We start from the raw sequence: 16063 nt of genomic DNA, 5'->3' as shown, positions 1-16063 counted from the left end.
ATGATCGGCCTCAACGCGCTATATTTACCTGTCTGAGCTATTGGTATTTTGTTACAGTTAGACCACTTTTTTTACCCGTTTGAGCTGCGTTTCAGAAAGCAAAATGACGCGTAAATACAATGCCATTAAAATTAATTGGATCTGAAACAACGGCATCAGAACAAAGAACCCGCCAGGGATTTGGCTCCCCTATCAGCCAGGCAGGCAGCGTCGAGACAATTTCTCCGCTGATGCTTTTGCTGACTCACTGAAAATGATGGAGTTTCACAAGACAGATGGAAATTATCACCTCGCTCATCGATGCCCTCTGGCAACAGGATTATAAAACCCTCGCAGACCCTTCACTGGTCTGGGCGCTGTACCTGATTTTATTCATGATCATTTTTTTGGAAAACGGCCTGCTTCCTGCGGCTTTTTTGCCCGGTGACAGCCTGCTGATCCTGGTCGGTGTTCTGATAGCCAAAGACGCGATGAATTTCCCGTTAACGCTGTTCCTGCTCACCAGTGCGGCGAGCCTGGGTTGCTGGCTCAGTTACGCGCAGGGAAAATGGCTGGGGAATACGCGAATAGTACAAAGCTGGCTGGCACATCTCCCCGTGCATTATCACGAACGCGCGCATGCTCTTTTCCATAAACACGGCCTTTCGGCGCTGTTAGTTGGCCGTTTTCTGGCCTTTGTCCGGACACTCTTGCCAACGATTGCCGGCCTGTCAGGACTGAGCAACAGTCGTTTTCAGTTTTTCAACTGGGTCAGCGGCTTGTTGTGGATCCTGATCCTGACCTCGCTCGGATATTTCCTCGGTAAAACGCCGCTGTTCCTCAAGTATGAGGATCAGGTCATGAATTGCCTGATGCTGTTACCAGTGCTGTTGTTAATCGGCGGACTGGTGGGATCAATCGTCGTGTTGTGGCGCAAAAAACATGCAGATCGTCAGAACAAAGGTAAGAGCGCATCATGAGCCAGAGGCTGAAAAGCCGGTCATTCATCTGGCCGGGGATGTTGATGCTGGTCGCGATTGTGGCCATGTTCGGACTGGCATTATGGCACCTGCCGGTGCCTGCCAGCGCACTGCAAATTCGCCCGGCCAGAACCGGGACGTCACTGCCTGACGGATTTTATGTTTACCAGAGCCTCAGTCAGCGGGGCATCCATATCAAAAGTATTACGCCGCTCAATGACGGGCTGGTGGTTCAGCTTGATTCTTCATCTGAGCGCAAACTGGCAGAAGAAGCCTTGCAGGATATTCTGCCGCCGGGATTTATGATTCAGTACTACGAACAGCCGACCGCAAAAGCGTGGATCCATAAACTGGATCGCGACCGTCTGAAATTTGGGTAATTCCCTTAGCGACAAAAGGGGATTCATCTGATATCGCCGCTCATTCGGCGGTGATATCATTCAAAGCGAGTTATTCACTCAACTAATCATTTGGGAAATTAAGTGCCACACTCACTTAATCATTAAAAGGAAGCTACAAGATGAAACTGACATTAACCGCCCTCGTTTTCGCCCCTGCCCTGTTGTTCACCACGGCCAGCTTTGCGGCATCGCAGCCAGAAACCTGCGCCACTAAGCAAAACGAAATCCAAAAGCAAATCGACGAAGCTCGTGCGCACAACAATCAGAACCGTGTAGACGGACTGGAAAAAGCGCTGCGCGAGAATAAAGAACATTGCACCGAAGCCGGTCTGCAAGCTGAAAAGCAGAAAAAAATTGAAGAAAAACGTGAAAAAGTCGCGGAACGTGAGCAGGAGCTGAAAGAAGCTCAGGCGAAAGGCGATCATGACAAAGTCATCAAAAAGCAGCATAAACTGGACGAAGCGAAGTCTGAACTGAAAGAAGCTGAAGCGAAGTAATCCTTTCTGCCAGAGTCGATTTCCGTAGTTAGATTTACCGCGATATAGCGGATTTTTCAGGGTTTCTGTGGGTGTTAACAGATAATTCGTATTTGCGATAACCTGAATATCCGCTATGTTAAAAGTTCGAATCAGTTAACGTATGGAGTGACTTACACATGGCTAGTAATACATCAGAACAACTGCGCGCTGAACTCAAGTCATTGGCAGATACGCTGGAAGAAGTTCTTCAGACCTCTACCGATAAGCCGAAAGCTGAACTCGATAAACTGCGTGGCAAAGCAGAATCCCTGCTTAAAGATACCCGCGAACGTCTGAGCGATACGGGCGATAAGATTGCCTATCAGACTAAAGAAATTGCCGGTAAAGCCGACGATTACGTACATGAAAAACCCTGGACTGGCGTTGGTATTGGTGCCGCAGTCGGCGTTGTCATCGGCGTTCTGTTAGCCCGCCGCTAATTATGGCTGAGCCAATTAAACCTGCACCACAAGGACCAGGAAAAGGGTTGTTTGACATCGTTTCACGCATCGCTACTGTCATGGTGAGCATTGTTGAATCGCGTGTCAGGCTGGCCGTTATCGAGCTGGAAGAGGAAAAGGCCAATATTTTCCAATTACTGCTCATGGTCGGGATTACCCTGATACTTACCGCTTTTGGTCTGATGAGTTTGCTGGTGGTGTTGTTCTGGGCCATCGATCCGGCCTATCGTCTTACGGCGATAGCCACGACGACGGGCGTATTGCTGCTTCTGGCAGTGATCCTTGGCGCAATGACGCTGGCGAAAGCCAAACGCTCCACGTTGCTCAGCCTCACCCGCAAGCAACTGGACGTTGATCGCGCCCTGTTGGAAAAGGATGACGAGCAATGAGTATTCCGGACCGCGCTATCGAAAAAGTCAGACTGCTGCGCAAAATCGAGCGTCAGCGTGGCGAGCTTTCTCAGGCCGGTTCTGACTGGCTGGAGGCCACCGCGAAAGTAGACCATTACTGGGTAAAACTGGTAGATATGCGTAAATATCTGGTCGTGGGCTCAAGCCTGCTGGCAGTTTATGGTATCCGCCATCCCAGTGCGGTCGTCCGCTGGTCACGGCGTGCTTTTGGCATCTGGGGCACCGTCAGGTTGTTCCGTAAAACCATCGGCAACAAATAGCCTCAACCTCCTCCTGTTAAAAGGGCTGATTGGAAAACAATCAGCCCTTTTCTTTTTGAATAACAATCTCTCAGCTGTTCAATTTATTTGAAGCATTCCAACAGTTTTACTTGCTAACAAAGCGTAACCATCCGACTTATTATCTCGTCATCAACTGATGCGGTAACGGCATGAAACATTTTCTGACCGGACCGGTAACATTTTAGCCCGCCTTGGGCATATTAATCTGGAGTAGAAAATGAACAAGTTACAAGACACTGCTTTGCTGGTTGCCCGTATTCTGATGCCAATCCTGTTCATCGTTGCAGGCTGGGGCAAAATCAACGGTTACACCGCGACTGCGGGTTACATGACGTCTATGGGCGTGCCAAGCTTCTTCCTGCCACTGACTATCCTGCTTGAATTCGGCGGCGGTCTGGCGATTCTGTTTGGTTTCTTCACCCGTACTACGGCGCTGATCACTGCAATCTTCACCATTCTGACTGCACTGATTTTCCACACTGATTTCGCACAGGGCGTGAACCAGATGATGTTCATGAAAAACCTGTCCATTGCCGGTGGTTTCTTCGTACTGTTTGCTTCCGGCCCGGGCGCATTCAGCATCGACCGCCTGATCAAGAAAAACTGGTAATTGCCCCGGCACCAGGGAGCAACATCCACGCTATAATTAAATAAGACAAAAGAGTGACCTGCAGGGCGATGTGATTTATCACCTCGCCCTTTTTTATTAGTTATCTGTAAATCTCGCCTGAATCATTCGGGTTACGGCTCGAAGGATGACGGGGAAGGAGGAAATATGGGACAACTCGTCAATGGCGTTTGGCAGGACACCTGGTACGACACCAAGTCGACCGGCGGTCATTTCAAACGTTCAGCAGCACAGTTTCGCAACTGGATAACGCCGGACGGCTCGCCGGGCGAACATGGCGTGGGCGGTTTTGCCGCAGAGCGTGACCGCTACCATTTGTATGTTTCACTGGCCTGTCCGTGGGCGCACCGCACATTATTGATGCGTACGCTGAAAGGGCTGGAAGAGTTTATTCCGGTTTCTGTCGTCCATCCGCTGATGCTGGAACATGGCTGGACTTTCGGCACTGATTTCCCGGCGGCAACCGGCGATGATTTGTATCATCTCAACTACGCCTATGAGATCTATCTGCGGGCGCAGAATGATTATACGGGTCGCGTTACCGTGCCCATCCTGTGGGATAAAAAACAGCAAACCATCGTCAGCAATGAATCCGCCGATATCATCCGCATGTTCAACAGCGCGTTTGATGCTGTGGGCGCAAAAGCCGGAGATTATTATCCCGGGGCGTTACGTCCGGCGATTGATGAGATTAATGAGTGGGTCTATCCGCAGATCAACAATGGTGTGTATAAGGCGGGTTTTGCGACGTCTCAGGACGCTTACGATGAAGCGGTTGACGGTGTTTTTGCCGCGCTGGAACGGGCCGAAGAACTGCTGAGTAAACACCGTTATCTCACCGGAAATCAGCTGACTGAAGCCGATCTCCGTTTGTGGACCACGCTGGTGCGGTTTGATCCGGTGTACGTCACGCACTTCAAGTGTGACCGCTACCGGATCAGCGATTACCCGAATCTGTACGGTTTCCTGCGCGATATCTATCAGATGCCGGGCATTCGTGACACGGTGGATTTTGCCCATATCCGTAATCACTATTACCGCAGTCACGCAACCATCAACCCTTACGGCATTATCTCGACCGGACCGGCACAGGATTTAGAGTCTGAACACGGCCGCGATACACGTTTTTGATTGAGTTCTGCGCCTTCCCCTTTCATAAGGGGAAGGACAGTTTACTTCACTTCCCGCGTCGCCAGTAACTTTGGAATTTCACGCAGGAACCAGGCTTTTGCCTCGCCCATGCTGTCACGGCGCCACGCCATGATGATGTCCGTCTCGCGGTTATATTCCGCACTGACCACCCGCAGACGCCCTTCCTCGATATCTTTCTCGACCATTGGATAAGGCATCGTCGCCACGCCTAATCCTGCAAGCAACGCTTTGCGTTTCTCTTCAATGGTACTGACGGTCAGGCGCTGCTGTTTATCCAGCAACTGAACGGTGAGCACCGGACGCTCACGGGCGGTATCCGCCACGGCAATGCCACGGTATTTCACCCGGCTGACGTCAGATAATGGCTCGGCCTCGAGATGGATCGGATGGTCCGGCGCAGCAACATACACGCTGACCAGTTTATAGAGCTTGCGGCTGTTAATTTCGGTGGAAGAGCGGAAATGCATATCGGGCGCGATGACGATATCCGCACGCCCCTGCTCGAGACGCTCCCACGCACCGGCCAGCACTTCCGTTATCAATGACACCTGCGTATTGGCTTTCAGCGCCAGCTTTTCAATCAGCGGGAACAATTGCGCAGCCGGCGATAAAGCCTCACACACGATAGTGATGTGGGTTTCCCAGCCGCGCGCTAAGGCTTCGGCATCGACGGTCAGCTTATCGGCTGCTTCCAGTAACACACGTCCGCGTTCGAGCAGCATCCGGCCTACGTTGGTGAATTTTGTCCGATGACCTGAACGGTCAAACAGCACCACATCCAGCTCCTCTTCCAGCTTCTGCATGGTATAGCTCAATGCAGACGGGACGCGGCCCAGCTCGTCGGCGGCAGCTGCAAAACTGCCCCGGCGGTCAATGGCATCCATGACCCGTAAGGCTTCCAGTGTGAGTGCGCGATCCTTAGCCATTCTTTTCTCTTTCAGGAAATTTGAATATAGCGACCAGATTAACTGGCTAACAATCACACGTCCAGACGCTTACCATTTATACATCGAAATTTTTAAGAGAGGCGACCGCCATGATCACCAGCAGAACGGCAAAAGAGTGCGGTACCGCTGACTTTGGCTGGCTCCAGGCACGGTATACATTTTCCTTTGGCCACTACTTTGATCCGAAGCTTATGGGCTATGCGTCACTGCGCGTTCTGAATCAGGAAGTGCTGGCGCCGGGTGCCAGTTTCCAGCCACGTACCTATCCGCGAGTTGATGTTCTGAATATCATCCTGCAGGGCGCCGCGGAATATCGCGACAGCGCAGGCAACAGCATCCGGGCGCAAGCCGGTGAAGCGGCATTATTATCGGCACAGCCCAATGTCAGTTACAGCGAACTGAACACCAGTGCCAGTCAGCCGCTAACGCGGATGCAGTTGTGGCTGGATGCCTGTCCCGAGCATGAAAATGCACTCACCCAGAAAATGACGCTGCCGGACACCACGCATTTTCTGCTGGCCTCACCGGACGGTGAAAAGGGCAGCCTGCAACTGCGGCAAAACGTGTGGATCCATCACCTTGATTTAGGGGCGGGTGAGCAAATCACGCTGCCAGTACGCGGACCTCGCGCCTATTTGCAATCGATTCACGGACAGATAGATGCACAGGGTTCGGCCAGCCGCGAGCTACAAAAACTGGCCTGTGGTGATGGCGCATTTATCCATCAGGAAAACAGTCTGACGGTTTCCGCCATTACACCGTTACGCGCACTGCTAATTGATATGCCTGTGTGACGTTTCAGGAATACTGGGAAAATAAACGCCGCGCAGGGTAATCTGCCCGGCGTTTTTAAATGCTTAAATAACATTATTTCGTAAAAAGAGTTACGAAAATCCGTAATAAATGACTCATCTCACAGCAGTCGTTACCCGATAGAATCACTCGAAAAAACGGGTTGAGAGATCGAGTTTAAACCCACCTATATTATTGATAATTCTGTACAAAACCTTCATTACCTCATAGAAAAGCCAACCCAGAATGATCACTCAAATTTATATTTACAAGTCAGGCAATGACTATATTTATAATATTCATCAAAATGATCATAATATTAACACACCCCAACAGCTCATATAGATTGCATTTAATTCGTTTGATCCGATTTATTATATGTACGCATTCTTTTTTTTGCTCTATGATTTCCAGCGCTGGTTAACGGGATTGATTTTTTATAAAGGGAATGGCCATGAACTACTGCCTTTAAAACGTTAGTAATAACATTAAGACGTTAGTCTATATATTTCTTATTTATAAGAATCTTGCTCTATTCCAGCGGGATCGTATTACTACGTGATTTATAAAATTTATTTCAAGCCTAAGGATTAAGGTATGAAAAATGCAATTACTGCATTAAAGCGTAAAGCAAATCAGTATCAGGAACTTAAAAAACAGCGTGGTGTTACCTTACTGGAAATCATCATCGTTCTGGGCATTATCGGTATTATTGCAGCCGGTGTAGTTGTGTTGGCTCAACGTGCGTTCTTCACTCAGGATATTACCGACCTGAGTGATAACACCAATACCATCCATGTATCCGTCGTCGATGCGTTTGGGAAAGATGGGGTTTACCCAGTAGGTGGCGCAGCTGCTTTAGGTTTTGCGAATGAAAACGCACTGAAGACTGATGCTACAGGCGATATTCTTTCTACACTCTATAAGTTGGGTAAAATTTCGAATGGCGAAGCCCGAAATGGTATTTCTGGTGACTATTTCGAAATCCGCGGCGTAGCAACATCCACTACTACTGGAGCGCCTTTGAAAGGTTTCTATGTATCCGTGAATGGGCTTGATATGCAAGAGTGCCGTGCTTTTGTAAGCCAGGTTGCTGCTGATTGGGAATATGTTGAAATCAGTTCTGCAGCAGCAGGGGCATCACCTGCTGCTCCAACGAGTCTTGCTTCTCCTGCCCTCTCAACACGTCCAGTGACTACAAACATGGTGGGTATTCTGAAAAGCCTCGACGTACCAACAACTCCACCTGCTGATCTGACGACTGCTGATTACTCTATGGTTTGTGCAAATAGCAGCACAAACGCAGTGATCCTGGGTAGCCGTTAATTTATCAATAACTAACTCCTCCTCTTTTTTGGAGGAGTTAGTTTATATACAGAACCACATGGTAAGTAAAATGTCCGCGACGAGTAATAACAAAGGCTTCACACTTTTAGAAATGATTATCGTCATGGGGATTATGGGGATTATCCTCGCTACTTTTACTGTGTATAAAAGAAAACAGATTGAAGCGATTGCTCGGGAAAATCTGACTAATATTATTGTGAGCGAAATCTATGGTGTATTGAAGTTTGCAAATGAAGATTATATTTATGTTGATGAAGATAAAGATGGTGAAGCTGACGCTGGAACTCTCGAAAACCCACTTTACAATAAAAATTATGTAATATCTGGCGATCAAAAAAATAAAACCTACAGCCAGCGCACATCAAACGTGAAAATTACAGACACATTGAATACGGATTATTACATGCAGTGGGATAACAGCCAGTCTCGCGGCTATTTTACCAGTAAGGCATGCGGAAGTCCTGCTGGCAGAACTGCGGATGCCACTTTCTTCAAAGAATATATTCTTTGTAATCAACCAAGAGGCAGCGCTGATCGCAATTTAGTCCTTGAAAGGGTTGATTTAGTCGGCGATGACATCACACATACGATCAATCGTATTGATTTTATTGTGGCTTATAACCCCGGACATAGTGAAAAGAAGGATATTGATAAGTTCTCAATAGAAAATTTCTCTTCAGCGTTTAGCGAATCATTTTCTCATTATGGACTGGTCTATTCCCATGGCGAAATGATTTACCGCTCCTCAGCTAAAAGCAGCACAGCCGAAAATTATGGCAAAGGCTGGAATTTACTCAAGCTCAATGGTGCATCACCCACTGATAATGCAGTTCCTTTCGGTAGCCTGGGTACTTATATACAGGATATTCCTAATAATATAGAGCAACTTGGCATACGGTTTAGTTTTGAGGCTGGAGTCGGGAAGTATCTGAAAGCCGATGGTTCTGTGGGTGCAAAAAAATTATGTTGGAACTACAAAGAGAATTTGATGGCACATTGCCTTGAGACAGAGAACGGCTCAGGACGCAATCAGGATGAGGGCGTGATGCATCTGACGGCTAAAAACGCGAATAATCAGATAGTCACAGGTACGTTGATGGCCAATGTCATTTTCGAAGGTGAAGCATTTGACCCGGAAAAAGGGAATGTCGTCGCATTAATGACCAGCCCGGTGGTTTCCTACCAATCCTTTGGCAATAAAAAGGACACCGGTACTAATGATGTCATTGTTAATGACCCGGATAATTACAATAAAAAAGTCACTGATGAACCAGGCCACATCAAGCTTCCCGTACAAACTTGCCCTCAGGCTCCGCCCGATCCCGCTGATCCGCAGAAAGTGCCGCGACAGCTTTACCCAAGAATGGCTGCCGCCATTTCTTCTATAGCGGCTGATGTGGGTAAGCTGGAAACATCAGAAGGCGAAGATGAAGACGGTGGAGACTTCACCGACTTTTCCAATAGTGAAAATAACCGGAGAACCACTACAGGTGTATTGGATCATTTAAGTGGCGTCGCCGTGCAAGTGAATTTTATTAATGATGATGCCAACGGTGATTACTGGGTGATCAGTGCAACCAGCGGTGTTTTTGACAATGTGACAGGGCAAGGTGTTAGCGTTATTAACCCGAGTTCACTTTCCGTTGTACTGACCTCATGGTGTAGTTCGATAAAACAACCAGAGTTAAATGATTCCATACCCATGCCGCCAAATTGATTGAATATCGCCAACGGGTTGTAAGTATATTTTTGAAAATTTCAGGATGAAGAAAATGAAAATTAGATTACTGGGATGGTTTATTACTTTATTACTGTCCCTCGGGCAATTTGCTCAGGCAGCGGTTAATGCGGACTTAAACCTGACGCCCGTTCCCGCAAATATCTCGCCAGAGACACCACACAATCCTTTCTCTGGTGGAGAGAAAGCCGCTACTTCACCTACTACTACAACGATGTTGTCGCCCGCACCGGTTCCATTGACATTCCCTCTGACACTCAATAGTGGTGAACTTTTGAGTCAGGGAATTAAAAAATGGGCAGAAAGTCTGGGATATAAGCTTCTCTGGCAGAGCAAAAATGATTATTTAATTTATAGCCACATCATTCTCGCCGGTAAAGATGATGACGAAGTACTGACAGAGCTAGGCAAGCTATTTTCTTCTGAAAACTATGGGTTGATTATAAAAAACTATCAGAAGAATCGTGTACTAATTATTGATGATATGTAACTGAAAAGTTCAGGATAGGGATATGAAAACCAAAATTGGATTTATGATATTGACTCTTCTTTTGCAGGGCTGCGCGGGAAGTTTTAATAAACATTTTTCACGCAGTAATGTTAAAGATGCCTTGCCGGGTGCGACGTCCGCAGATGAAATGAAGGTCAAACCGTATATTAAATATGACACAGCTTATTTAGGAAAAAAAGTTGACTACAGCTCAACACGTCAGCACTTGCTTGCTAAAAAAGTCGCCATAAACTCTTATGAACCTACAGACCTGAACACCGTTCTGGATGTTTTATTGGCACAAACAGGAGTCAGCCATAGGATTAATTTAGACATCCCGGGTGTAAAAGGTGCCGATGCCGGAAAAGTCAATGTTGAAGCACATAGCATTAATTTCACTGGCACCTTTGAGGAGTTTATGCGCTATGTCTCTGCCCTTTATGATGTTAAAACCTATCTGGATGAGAATAATATTCTTAAGATTGATGCGTTTAGTGTTTATGCTATTAAGCTTGATTTTTACGGCGAAAATAACAAATTCGAAGCCAGCCTGGATTTATCCAATGACGCAGTCAGCAGTGGTGGCCTGGCAGGGAAATCTGAAACTAAATTTGAATCCTCTTTTTGGGATGACGTTGAGAACATGGCAGAAAAATATGTTTCAAGCGGCATGTACAGCATATTTAAAGATGCCTCAATTGTTACGCTCACCGGTCGCCCGTCAGAATATAAGGTATTGAGTGATGTATTAAAAAAATACCAGGATGATAATAATCGTCAATTCGTCGTAACTTACAAAATCTTCACTCTTAATAAAGAAAAAATGGAAGAATATGGTGCCGGCCTGAATATGTCTTACGTTGATGGGGGCAGCAGCGTCATTATCGATACAGCAATAATGGATATGCTGGGAGGGGGAATGACTATCGCGGGCGGGGCTGATCGCGCACTGAGCATCGACGCTAAACTGAACGCACTGTATTCACTTACCGGGAGCAAAGTGCTGCAGAGTGGTTCATTTGTAACACGGAATAACACCCCAATTCCGCTCAATATGACCAATTCTCAGCACTATGTCTCCGGACGTACACGGACGGTGAATAAAGACAGCGGTGATGAAGATGTCGAGATCGAAACAGCTGAAATAATCACCGGCACCAGTTTTATTATCACTCCGCGTGTCATGACGGATGGCCGTGTGGAAGTCACCAGTGGATTTACCAAGAGCCAGTTAAACTCGATAGATGTATTTGATACCGTTCAGTTACCTAATGTGACAACGACGGAAATGTTTAACTCCACGGCGGTTAATCCTGGCAGTTTACTCATGGTTGCAAAATATGAAATGAACGAACTGAGTAAAAATAAACAGTACCAGATGTTGGGTTATGGACAAAGTACTGAGGACAATGAACATACCGTTGTCATGGTCGTAGGAATTGACTATTACCGTGCGCCTTTAAATCGTTAATTTATTGAGATGGCTATCATGTTAAATACATTGTCACGTAATAATATATTGACAGGGTTAATCTGGGAACCATCCGGTCACGACAATATGGATGCCGGTTATATGAGATGGATGGTGAATATACGGCGAAGTCACCGCATGTATGTTTACCGCGTACAGGATGAAGCTAATACAAATGAACTGATTGGCTATTCTGTAAAGACAGCACCGGGCTGTGAATCTTTTGCAGTTCATCTCCGAAACCTTTACGGCGATGGTATTTATCATTTCGATGCAGGTGATCATAAAATTTATCTGTTAATGATTATGGATGGCATCATCATTAGTGGAAGTGACTGCGTCATTACAGAAAATTTTTTTACTGAAATCGTGGAAACCTTACCCACATCGAAATACTCACGACTACAGGTATCGGAAATCACGCCGGCACAACTGGACTGCATTGCTGAATCATGCAAAGAAAATCAACTAATTTATAAAAAAAGACAAAGGCTGTTCTGGTCAGGTGTTGCCTGTGGCGTATTAATTCTACTCATTGCATCTTCAATATTTTTGTACAGTATAATTTCTGGATGACGATATGATAAAGGGACTTAAATTACGCAAAAATTCCCGGCCTGTTTCCCGCAGAATCAAAGCTGGAATTGCCATCGGAGTGCTATTACTCCTCATTGCCGGCGGTATTGCAGGCTGGTATTTTTTTGCTTATGAACCCGCGCAACAACGAGATGAGATAAAGCGTCGCGAAGCGCAGCAGTTAGCTAATGACATAAGTACGGTTGATAAATTCTATTTGAGTAATTTGTCAGGCGGGAGCATTTCCAAATTTACAACATTAGCTGCAGAGATTTCCAAAAGTCAGCGTATTCTGTCTGATTTTAATTACATCAATGAAGTCTATACCTGCGATGCGAAAAATTGTTCGTTCAGTTATCAATTAAAAAAAGGTAGCGTGTTTACGCTCGCACAGAAAATATTTTTTGATAACGTTTATACTGCCAGTTTTTCAGATACTTCCATTGATTTCGCAGGAATTAAATCAGGACTGGATGACAACCCGATATTGTCTGCATACAAGAATAAAAAGGATATTTATCCGCCCTCTTGCGGTGATGTGCTGAACTATCTTTATTCTTATAACTCAGTATCTGACCCCAGAAAAATCGTGAAGATTGTCTCGCCACCAGGCTCTGCTGTACAGGCTATCGAAAATAAAATAGCAGCAAAAGGGAGGGGGAAAAATTATGGGATTAATGTACTGAGTTGGGAAATGGAAATCCCTAAACAGTCTAAAAACTATATGGCGCTATTGTACACCGCCAGCCTGTTGGAGAGACAAGCTTTCAGGGATGCTTTCATCATCCAAAAAATAGACAGCGTTAAGGATAATAAAATTACAGGAGTTATGGTATGCAAAACAGGAAATTAATAATAACTGCACTGATGACTTTGTTTTCTTCTGGCAGTTTTGCCGATGACATTCAAGCCACTGGCGAGAATGCCGGGGGACTTCCTGCGCCCATTCAGGAGCATATATCGAGGTTGATGGAAGATGACGTAGCGTTTAATCAGGCCGAGCATCAGCTTTCACAGCAGCTGACACTCGCCAAGTTGCGCCTCGAAATGGCGAAAATAAAAAGTGAGGCGGCCGAGCTGACACAAGGGCCAATCCTCAATATGAATAATGAATCTGCGGACAAAGATATTCAACCCACACCGTTGCCTGCCGCCGCAGAGCCCAGAGTTATGATGTTATCGCAGATTGCTGGCATCACCCAAGCCGCGGTAGCTATAGGTTCAAAAACCGTATTTGTACGTATTGGCGAAATTTTTACGGCGAACGGTAAGCGCTATGCTGTCCATCAGGGCAGTAACGCGCAACAGTCATTTGTAAGGGAAGTGTCCCGGTGATCCTGGATTTCATACGGCTTACGGAGGATTTCATTCACAGTGGCGAATGGATTTTTGCTGAAATTGAAGATCGTATGCTGATTGCCCGCTCGGGTACGCAAGAGTATCTCGTTTCTCAGCGTTCATTAATCGAAGAGCTGCATATTCTGCAGTATGAAGTTCGTAAGATGAATGATATCCATCATCATAAGATTGCCGGGATCGGTGGGGTCACCGAGGCCGTGTATTTCAAAATCTATGAACTGGTTTCTTTGCAGAAACTGAGTCGTGTCGCGCTGGATATTAGTGAAACGCAGAAAGAGCTCGAAGCCATACTGATTGAAGCCGTGAATATGGGGGCCAGTGACCTTCACATCACACGCAATGATATTCTTGCGCAGCTGGAGGTTCGGGTTAACGGTATGCTGTTGCCCATGATGCAGATGCCTGCCAGCAAATGTGATGAGCTGGTATTCGTCCTGTACAACGTACAAGCCAGTACCCGCGATACCACCTGGAACCGCACTATTCCGCAAAGTGCCAATATTCTCTACACACTCAATGCGTTAAGTTTTCGGTTCCGCTACGCGCACTTTCCGATTTTTGGCGAAACGAACGATTGTTATCATGCCGTGCTGCGAATTATTCCTTCCGGATTGTCAAAAAGTGCAGTCGCCAATCTTAATAAACTGGGCATATCGAACGAAGAATTAGACGATCTCAAAAAGATCCTCAGCAACCCTTATGGTGCCTATTTTATTGCAGGAACCACGGGGTCGGGGAAATCCACAACATTGAAGAACCTGATGGAGTGGTTACAAATCAATCGTTATGGCAACAAAGGGTGCTTTCTCACGGTTGAGGATCCTGTCGAATATCAGATATACGGAGCGAAACAAAGCTCAGTGGTCAGTGTTGAAGGAGGCGGCTTCCATTCAGCCATCAAATCAGCATTGCGACGTGATCCAGATGTTCTGATGGTCGGCGAAATCCGCGACACCATATCTGCCAACGCTCTGGCCGGAGCTGTGGAAAGTGGTCACTATTGTTTCACCACAGTTCATGCGGGGAATATTGTCTCCTTATTACAACGCTTATCTGCCATGGGTATAACCAGCGATAAGCTTTCCACGCCAGGATTCATTGCCGGACTGCAATGTCAAAAACTTGTCCCCGTTATTTGTACCCATTGTCATCGCCCTGTCGATATATCATTCGGCGGGGAGCTGATGTCTCTGTACGAGCAATATGAGGATGGCTGCGAGAGATGTAAATATACCGGCATCAGTGGCAGGCAACTGGTGATGGAATATATGCGACCAACCTACGATGAACTGGCCGCAATATCTAAGCAAGAGTGGTTGCAGGTTTATACCTTGTGGCGGGAGAAACGCCTTTCGGCACCGGGAATGAGCGAAGGCTTTGAAATAAAAGAAAAAGTATTTGCTGAGGTTCTGCGAGGTCGGGTGTGTGCGACATGGTTCAATATGGAATTTGGCGATGTAGATAAAGATAACAGAGAGATTATCCATGGCAAAGTTCGGTAAAAAACAAAGGCTTTTTCTTTATAAGTTCTGTGCTGACATGATCAGCACAGAACTGCCACTTTACGACTCATTGGTCAAACTTCAAGTCGAGGGAAAAAACCTCCTGGGTTCAGCTTTTTCGAAGAATATTGGCGTATTAACTAACAATATGAAAGCTGGTCTTACAGGGGCTTCTATCGCCGTAATGTTTAAAGGCCTTGTTCCGCAGAGTGAACTGAGTGTAATTAATGCAGCCGAGCAAAGCGGAAGCCTTGCTGATGGATTTATGACGTTAGTTAATGTCATAAACTATAACAGCGAATTGAAGAGTAAACTCATCTCGGCAGTGCTTTTTCCGGTCATTATGATAATTTTGTCTCTTATTGTTATTGCGGGGTACTCAATGAAAGTATTCCCTGCTTTTGAAGGTGTGGTTCCTGTCAGCAAATGGCCGGGGATCACACAATCATTGTATTCATTCGGAAATTCTTTAGTCGCGGGCTTGTGGATTTATATACTCATTGTTATTTCAACAATCGTTTTTTTTATAAAGATGGTCATCTCAAACGTTAGCGGCAAACTTAGAAATCAGGTGCTCGACCGGATACTGCCTTTCTCAACGTATAAACAAATTGTGGGATCTATTTTTTTAAACAATCTGGCACTAATGTTGAAAAATGGCATCCCTTTAAATGATGGCCTCGGGATTATTTTATTAAACTCTAACCGATGGTTAAAGCACCATATAAACATTATGCGCGAGAACATGGCGACCGGACTCGGTTACGGTGAAGCGCTGAACACCGGATTATTTGGACCTGAAACGCTGCTGAATATTAGTTTGTACGCCGAATTACCATCGTTTAATGAAGTACTGAGTTCCGTCTCGGCTAAATCCCGTGAACATGTTCAGGAATATATAAAAAGGTTATCCGGGGTATTGAAGTCACTCTCCACGTTGATACTGGGAGGATGTGTCATTTGGGTTTTTGCTGCCCTTTTCGCTCTGTCGGACACCCTTGGGAAAATGGGTTCAAGCGGCTCTTTTTAAA

The 16063-nt window shown here is 46.2% G+C and carries 19 protein-coding genes; 18 read left to right on the top strand and 1 reads right to left on the bottom strand.

Going from position 1 to position 16063, the window contains the following annotated elements; all coding sequences use genetic code 11:
- Positions 1 to 275: 275 nt before the first annotated feature.
- The 8 genes from ACJY2G_RS00885 (at position 276) to ACJY2G_RS00850 (ending at position 4789) form a co-directional block, all read left to right on the top strand.
- Positions 276 to 959, top strand: a complete 684-nt coding sequence (locus ACJY2G_RS00885) for a DedA family protein (protein ID WP_112288092.1) — start codon at positions 276 to 278, stop codon at positions 957 to 959.
- A complete protein-coding gene (gene mzrA, locus ACJY2G_RS00880) occupies positions 956 to 1339 on the top strand; it encodes an EnvZ/OmpR regulon moderator MzrA (RefSeq protein ID WP_112288091.1) in 384 nt (127 codons plus the stop codon). Before ACJY2G_RS00885 ends, mzrA begins: the two co-directional genes overlap by 4 nt.
- 140 nt (positions 1340 to 1479) lie before the next feature.
- A complete protein-coding gene (locus ACJY2G_RS00875) occupies positions 1480 to 1857 on the top strand; it encodes a DUF1090 domain-containing protein (protein ID WP_112288090.1) in 378 nt (125 codons plus the stop codon).
- A 158-nt stretch (positions 1858 to 2015) separates the two neighbouring features.
- Complete coding sequence (locus ACJY2G_RS00870; protein WP_013577208.1) at positions 2016 to 2318, top strand: DUF883 family protein; 303 nt, start codon at positions 2016 to 2018, stop codon at positions 2316 to 2318.
- Between the two features lie 2 nt (positions 2319 to 2320).
- Positions 2321 to 2728 (top strand): phage holin family protein, encoded by a 408-nt coding sequence (locus ACJY2G_RS00865; protein WP_112288089.1) that lies wholly within the window; start codon positions 2321 to 2323, stop codon positions 2726 to 2728.
- Positions 2725 to 3009, top strand: a complete 285-nt coding sequence (locus ACJY2G_RS00860) for a YqjK-like family protein (RefSeq protein ID WP_113876740.1) — start codon at positions 2725 to 2727, stop codon at positions 3007 to 3009. Before ACJY2G_RS00865 ends, ACJY2G_RS00860 begins: the two co-directional genes overlap by 4 nt.
- Before the next feature lie 238 nt (positions 3010 to 3247).
- Entirely contained in the window at positions 3248 to 3640 is a 393-nt protein-coding gene (locus ACJY2G_RS00855; protein WP_112288087.1) for a DoxX family protein, read from the top strand.
- 165 nt (positions 3641 to 3805) lie between these two features.
- Positions 3806 to 4789: a glutathione S-transferase family protein gene (locus tag ACJY2G_RS00850; RefSeq protein ID WP_439291045.1), complete on the top strand. Its 984-nt coding sequence runs from the start codon at positions 3806 to 3808 to the stop codon at positions 4787 to 4789.
- 41 nt (positions 4790 to 4830) lie between these two features.
- Here the strand turns inward: ACJY2G_RS00850 and ACJY2G_RS00845 are convergent, their stop codons facing one another.
- Positions 4831 to 5736 (bottom strand): LysR family transcriptional regulator, encoded by a 906-nt coding sequence (locus tag ACJY2G_RS00845; protein ID WP_112288085.1) that lies wholly within the window; start codon positions 5734 to 5736, stop codon positions 4831 to 4833.
- Positions 5737 to 5846: 110 nt separating this feature from the next.
- On the opposite strand from ACJY2G_RS00845, the gene ACJY2G_RS00840 reads away from it, so the two are divergent.
- The 10 genes from ACJY2G_RS00840 to ACJY2G_RS00795 all read left to right on the top strand — a co-directional run bounded on the left by ACJY2G_RS00840 (position 5847) and on the right by ACJY2G_RS00795 (position 16062).
- Complete coding sequence (locus ACJY2G_RS00840) at positions 5847 to 6551, top strand: pirin family protein (protein ID WP_430319895.1); 705 nt, start codon at positions 5847 to 5849, stop codon at positions 6549 to 6551.
- A 595-nt stretch (positions 6552 to 7146) separates the two neighbouring features.
- Positions 7147 to 7875, top strand: a complete 729-nt coding sequence (locus tag ACJY2G_RS00835; protein ID WP_120162144.1) for a type IV pilus major pilin — start codon at positions 7147 to 7149, stop codon at positions 7873 to 7875.
- A 70-nt stretch (positions 7876 to 7945) separates the two neighbouring features.
- A complete protein-coding gene (locus ACJY2G_RS00830) occupies positions 7946 to 9613 on the top strand; it encodes a prepilin-type N-terminal cleavage/methylation domain-containing protein (RefSeq protein WP_430319894.1) in 1668 nt (555 codons plus the stop codon).
- A 55-nt stretch (positions 9614 to 9668) separates the two neighbouring features.
- Positions 9669 to 10124 carry a TcpQ domain-containing protein gene (locus ACJY2G_RS00825; RefSeq protein ID WP_430319893.1) on the top strand — a complete coding sequence of 152 codons (456 nt, stop codon included), beginning with the start codon at positions 9669 to 9671 and terminating at the stop codon, positions 10122 to 10124.
- A 22-nt stretch (positions 10125 to 10146) separates the two neighbouring features.
- Positions 10147 to 11595 (top strand): type II and III secretion system protein, encoded by a 1449-nt coding sequence (locus ACJY2G_RS00820; RefSeq protein ID WP_120162145.1) that lies wholly within the window; start codon positions 10147 to 10149, stop codon positions 11593 to 11595.
- An 18-nt stretch (positions 11596 to 11613) separates the two neighbouring features.
- On the top strand, positions 11614 to 12171 hold the full coding sequence (locus ACJY2G_RS00815) for a pilus assembly protein (RefSeq protein ID WP_430319892.1): 558 nt from the start codon (positions 11614 to 11616) through the stop codon (positions 12169 to 12171).
- Between the two features lie 4 nt (positions 12172 to 12175).
- The gene (locus ACJY2G_RS00810) at positions 12176 to 13024 is read left to right on the top strand and encodes a hypothetical protein (RefSeq protein WP_439291043.1); all 849 of its coding nucleotides are present in this window, start codon (positions 12176 to 12178) and stop codon (positions 13022 to 13024) included.
- A complete protein-coding gene (locus ACJY2G_RS00805) occupies positions 13006 to 13506 on the top strand; it encodes a hypothetical protein (RefSeq protein ID WP_430319890.1) in 501 nt (166 codons plus the stop codon). Before ACJY2G_RS00810 ends, ACJY2G_RS00805 begins: the two co-directional genes overlap by 19 nt.
- Positions 13503 to 15032, top strand: a complete 1530-nt coding sequence (locus ACJY2G_RS00800; RefSeq protein WP_430319889.1) for an ATPase, T2SS/T4P/T4SS family — start codon at positions 13503 to 13505, stop codon at positions 15030 to 15032. The genes ACJY2G_RS00805 and ACJY2G_RS00800 overlap by 4 nt, the downstream gene beginning before the upstream one ends.
- Positions 15016 to 16062: a type II secretion system F family protein gene (locus tag ACJY2G_RS00795; RefSeq protein WP_439291041.1), complete on the top strand. Its 1047-nt coding sequence runs from the start codon at positions 15016 to 15018 to the stop codon at positions 16060 to 16062. Before ACJY2G_RS00800 ends, ACJY2G_RS00795 begins: the two co-directional genes overlap by 17 nt.
- Position 16063: the final 1 nt, after the last annotated feature.

The organism is Rahnella sp. ATs2 (assembly GCF_051851855.1).
Taxonomy (GTDB): domain Bacteria; phylum Pseudomonadota; class Gammaproteobacteria; order Enterobacterales; family Enterobacteriaceae; genus Rahnella; species Rahnella variigena.
The sequence above is the reverse complement of the archived record's forward strand: the minus strand, read 5'-3'. Positions and strand labels throughout refer to the sequence as shown.

Bases quoted from the DNA above. Each gene is read 5' to 3' on its own strand.
- ACJY2G_RS00885 (WP_112288092.1), top strand. From the start codon at position 276: ATGGAAATTATCACCTCGCTCATCGATGCCCTCTGGCAACAGGATTAT.
- mzrA (WP_112288091.1), top strand. From the start codon at position 956: ATGAGCCAGAGGCTGAAAAGCCGGTCATTCATCTGGCCGGGGATGTTG.
- ACJY2G_RS00875 (WP_112288090.1), top strand. From the start codon at position 1,480: ATGAAACTGACATTAACCGCCCTCGTTTTCGCCCCTGCCCTGTTGTTC.
- ACJY2G_RS00870 (WP_013577208.1), top strand. From the start codon at position 2,016: ATGGCTAGTAATACATCAGAACAACTGCGCGCTGAACTCAAGTCATTG.
- ACJY2G_RS00865 (WP_112288089.1), top strand. From the start codon at position 2,321: ATGGCTGAGCCAATTAAACCTGCACCACAAGGACCAGGAAAAGGGTTG.
- ACJY2G_RS00860 (WP_113876740.1), top strand. From the start codon at position 2,725: ATGAGTATTCCGGACCGCGCTATCGAAAAAGTCAGACTGCTGCGCAAA.
- ACJY2G_RS00855 (WP_112288087.1), top strand. From the start codon at position 3,248: ATGAACAAGTTACAAGACACTGCTTTGCTGGTTGCCCGTATTCTGATG.
- ACJY2G_RS00850 (WP_439291045.1), top strand. From the start codon at position 3,806: ATGGGACAACTCGTCAATGGCGTTTGGCAGGACACCTGGTACGACACC.
- ACJY2G_RS00845 (WP_112288085.1), bottom strand. From the start codon at position 5,736: ATGGCTAAGGATCGCGCACTCACACTGGAAGCCTTACGGGTCATGGAT.
- ACJY2G_RS00840 (WP_430319895.1), top strand. From the start codon at position 5,847: ATGATCACCAGCAGAACGGCAAAAGAGTGCGGTACCGCTGACTTTGGC.
- ACJY2G_RS00835 (WP_120162144.1), top strand. From the start codon at position 7,147: ATGAAAAATGCAATTACTGCATTAAAGCGTAAAGCAAATCAGTATCAG.
- ACJY2G_RS00830 (WP_430319894.1), top strand. From the start codon at position 7,946: ATGTCCGCGACGAGTAATAACAAAGGCTTCACACTTTTAGAAATGATT.
- ACJY2G_RS00825 (WP_430319893.1), top strand. From the start codon at position 9,669: ATGAAAATTAGATTACTGGGATGGTTTATTACTTTATTACTGTCCCTC.
- ACJY2G_RS00820 (WP_120162145.1), top strand. From the start codon at position 10,147: ATGAAAACCAAAATTGGATTTATGATATTGACTCTTCTTTTGCAGGGC.
- ACJY2G_RS00815 (WP_430319892.1), top strand. From the start codon at position 11,614: ATGTTAAATACATTGTCACGTAATAATATATTGACAGGGTTAATCTGG.
- ACJY2G_RS00810 (WP_439291043.1), top strand. From the start codon at position 12,176: ATGATAAAGGGACTTAAATTACGCAAAAATTCCCGGCCTGTTTCCCGC.
- ACJY2G_RS00805 (WP_430319890.1), top strand. From the start codon at position 13,006: ATGCAAAACAGGAAATTAATAATAACTGCACTGATGACTTTGTTTTCT.
- ACJY2G_RS00795 (WP_439291041.1), top strand. From the start codon at position 15,016: ATGGCAAAGTTCGGTAAAAAACAAAGGCTTTTTCTTTATAAGTTCTGT.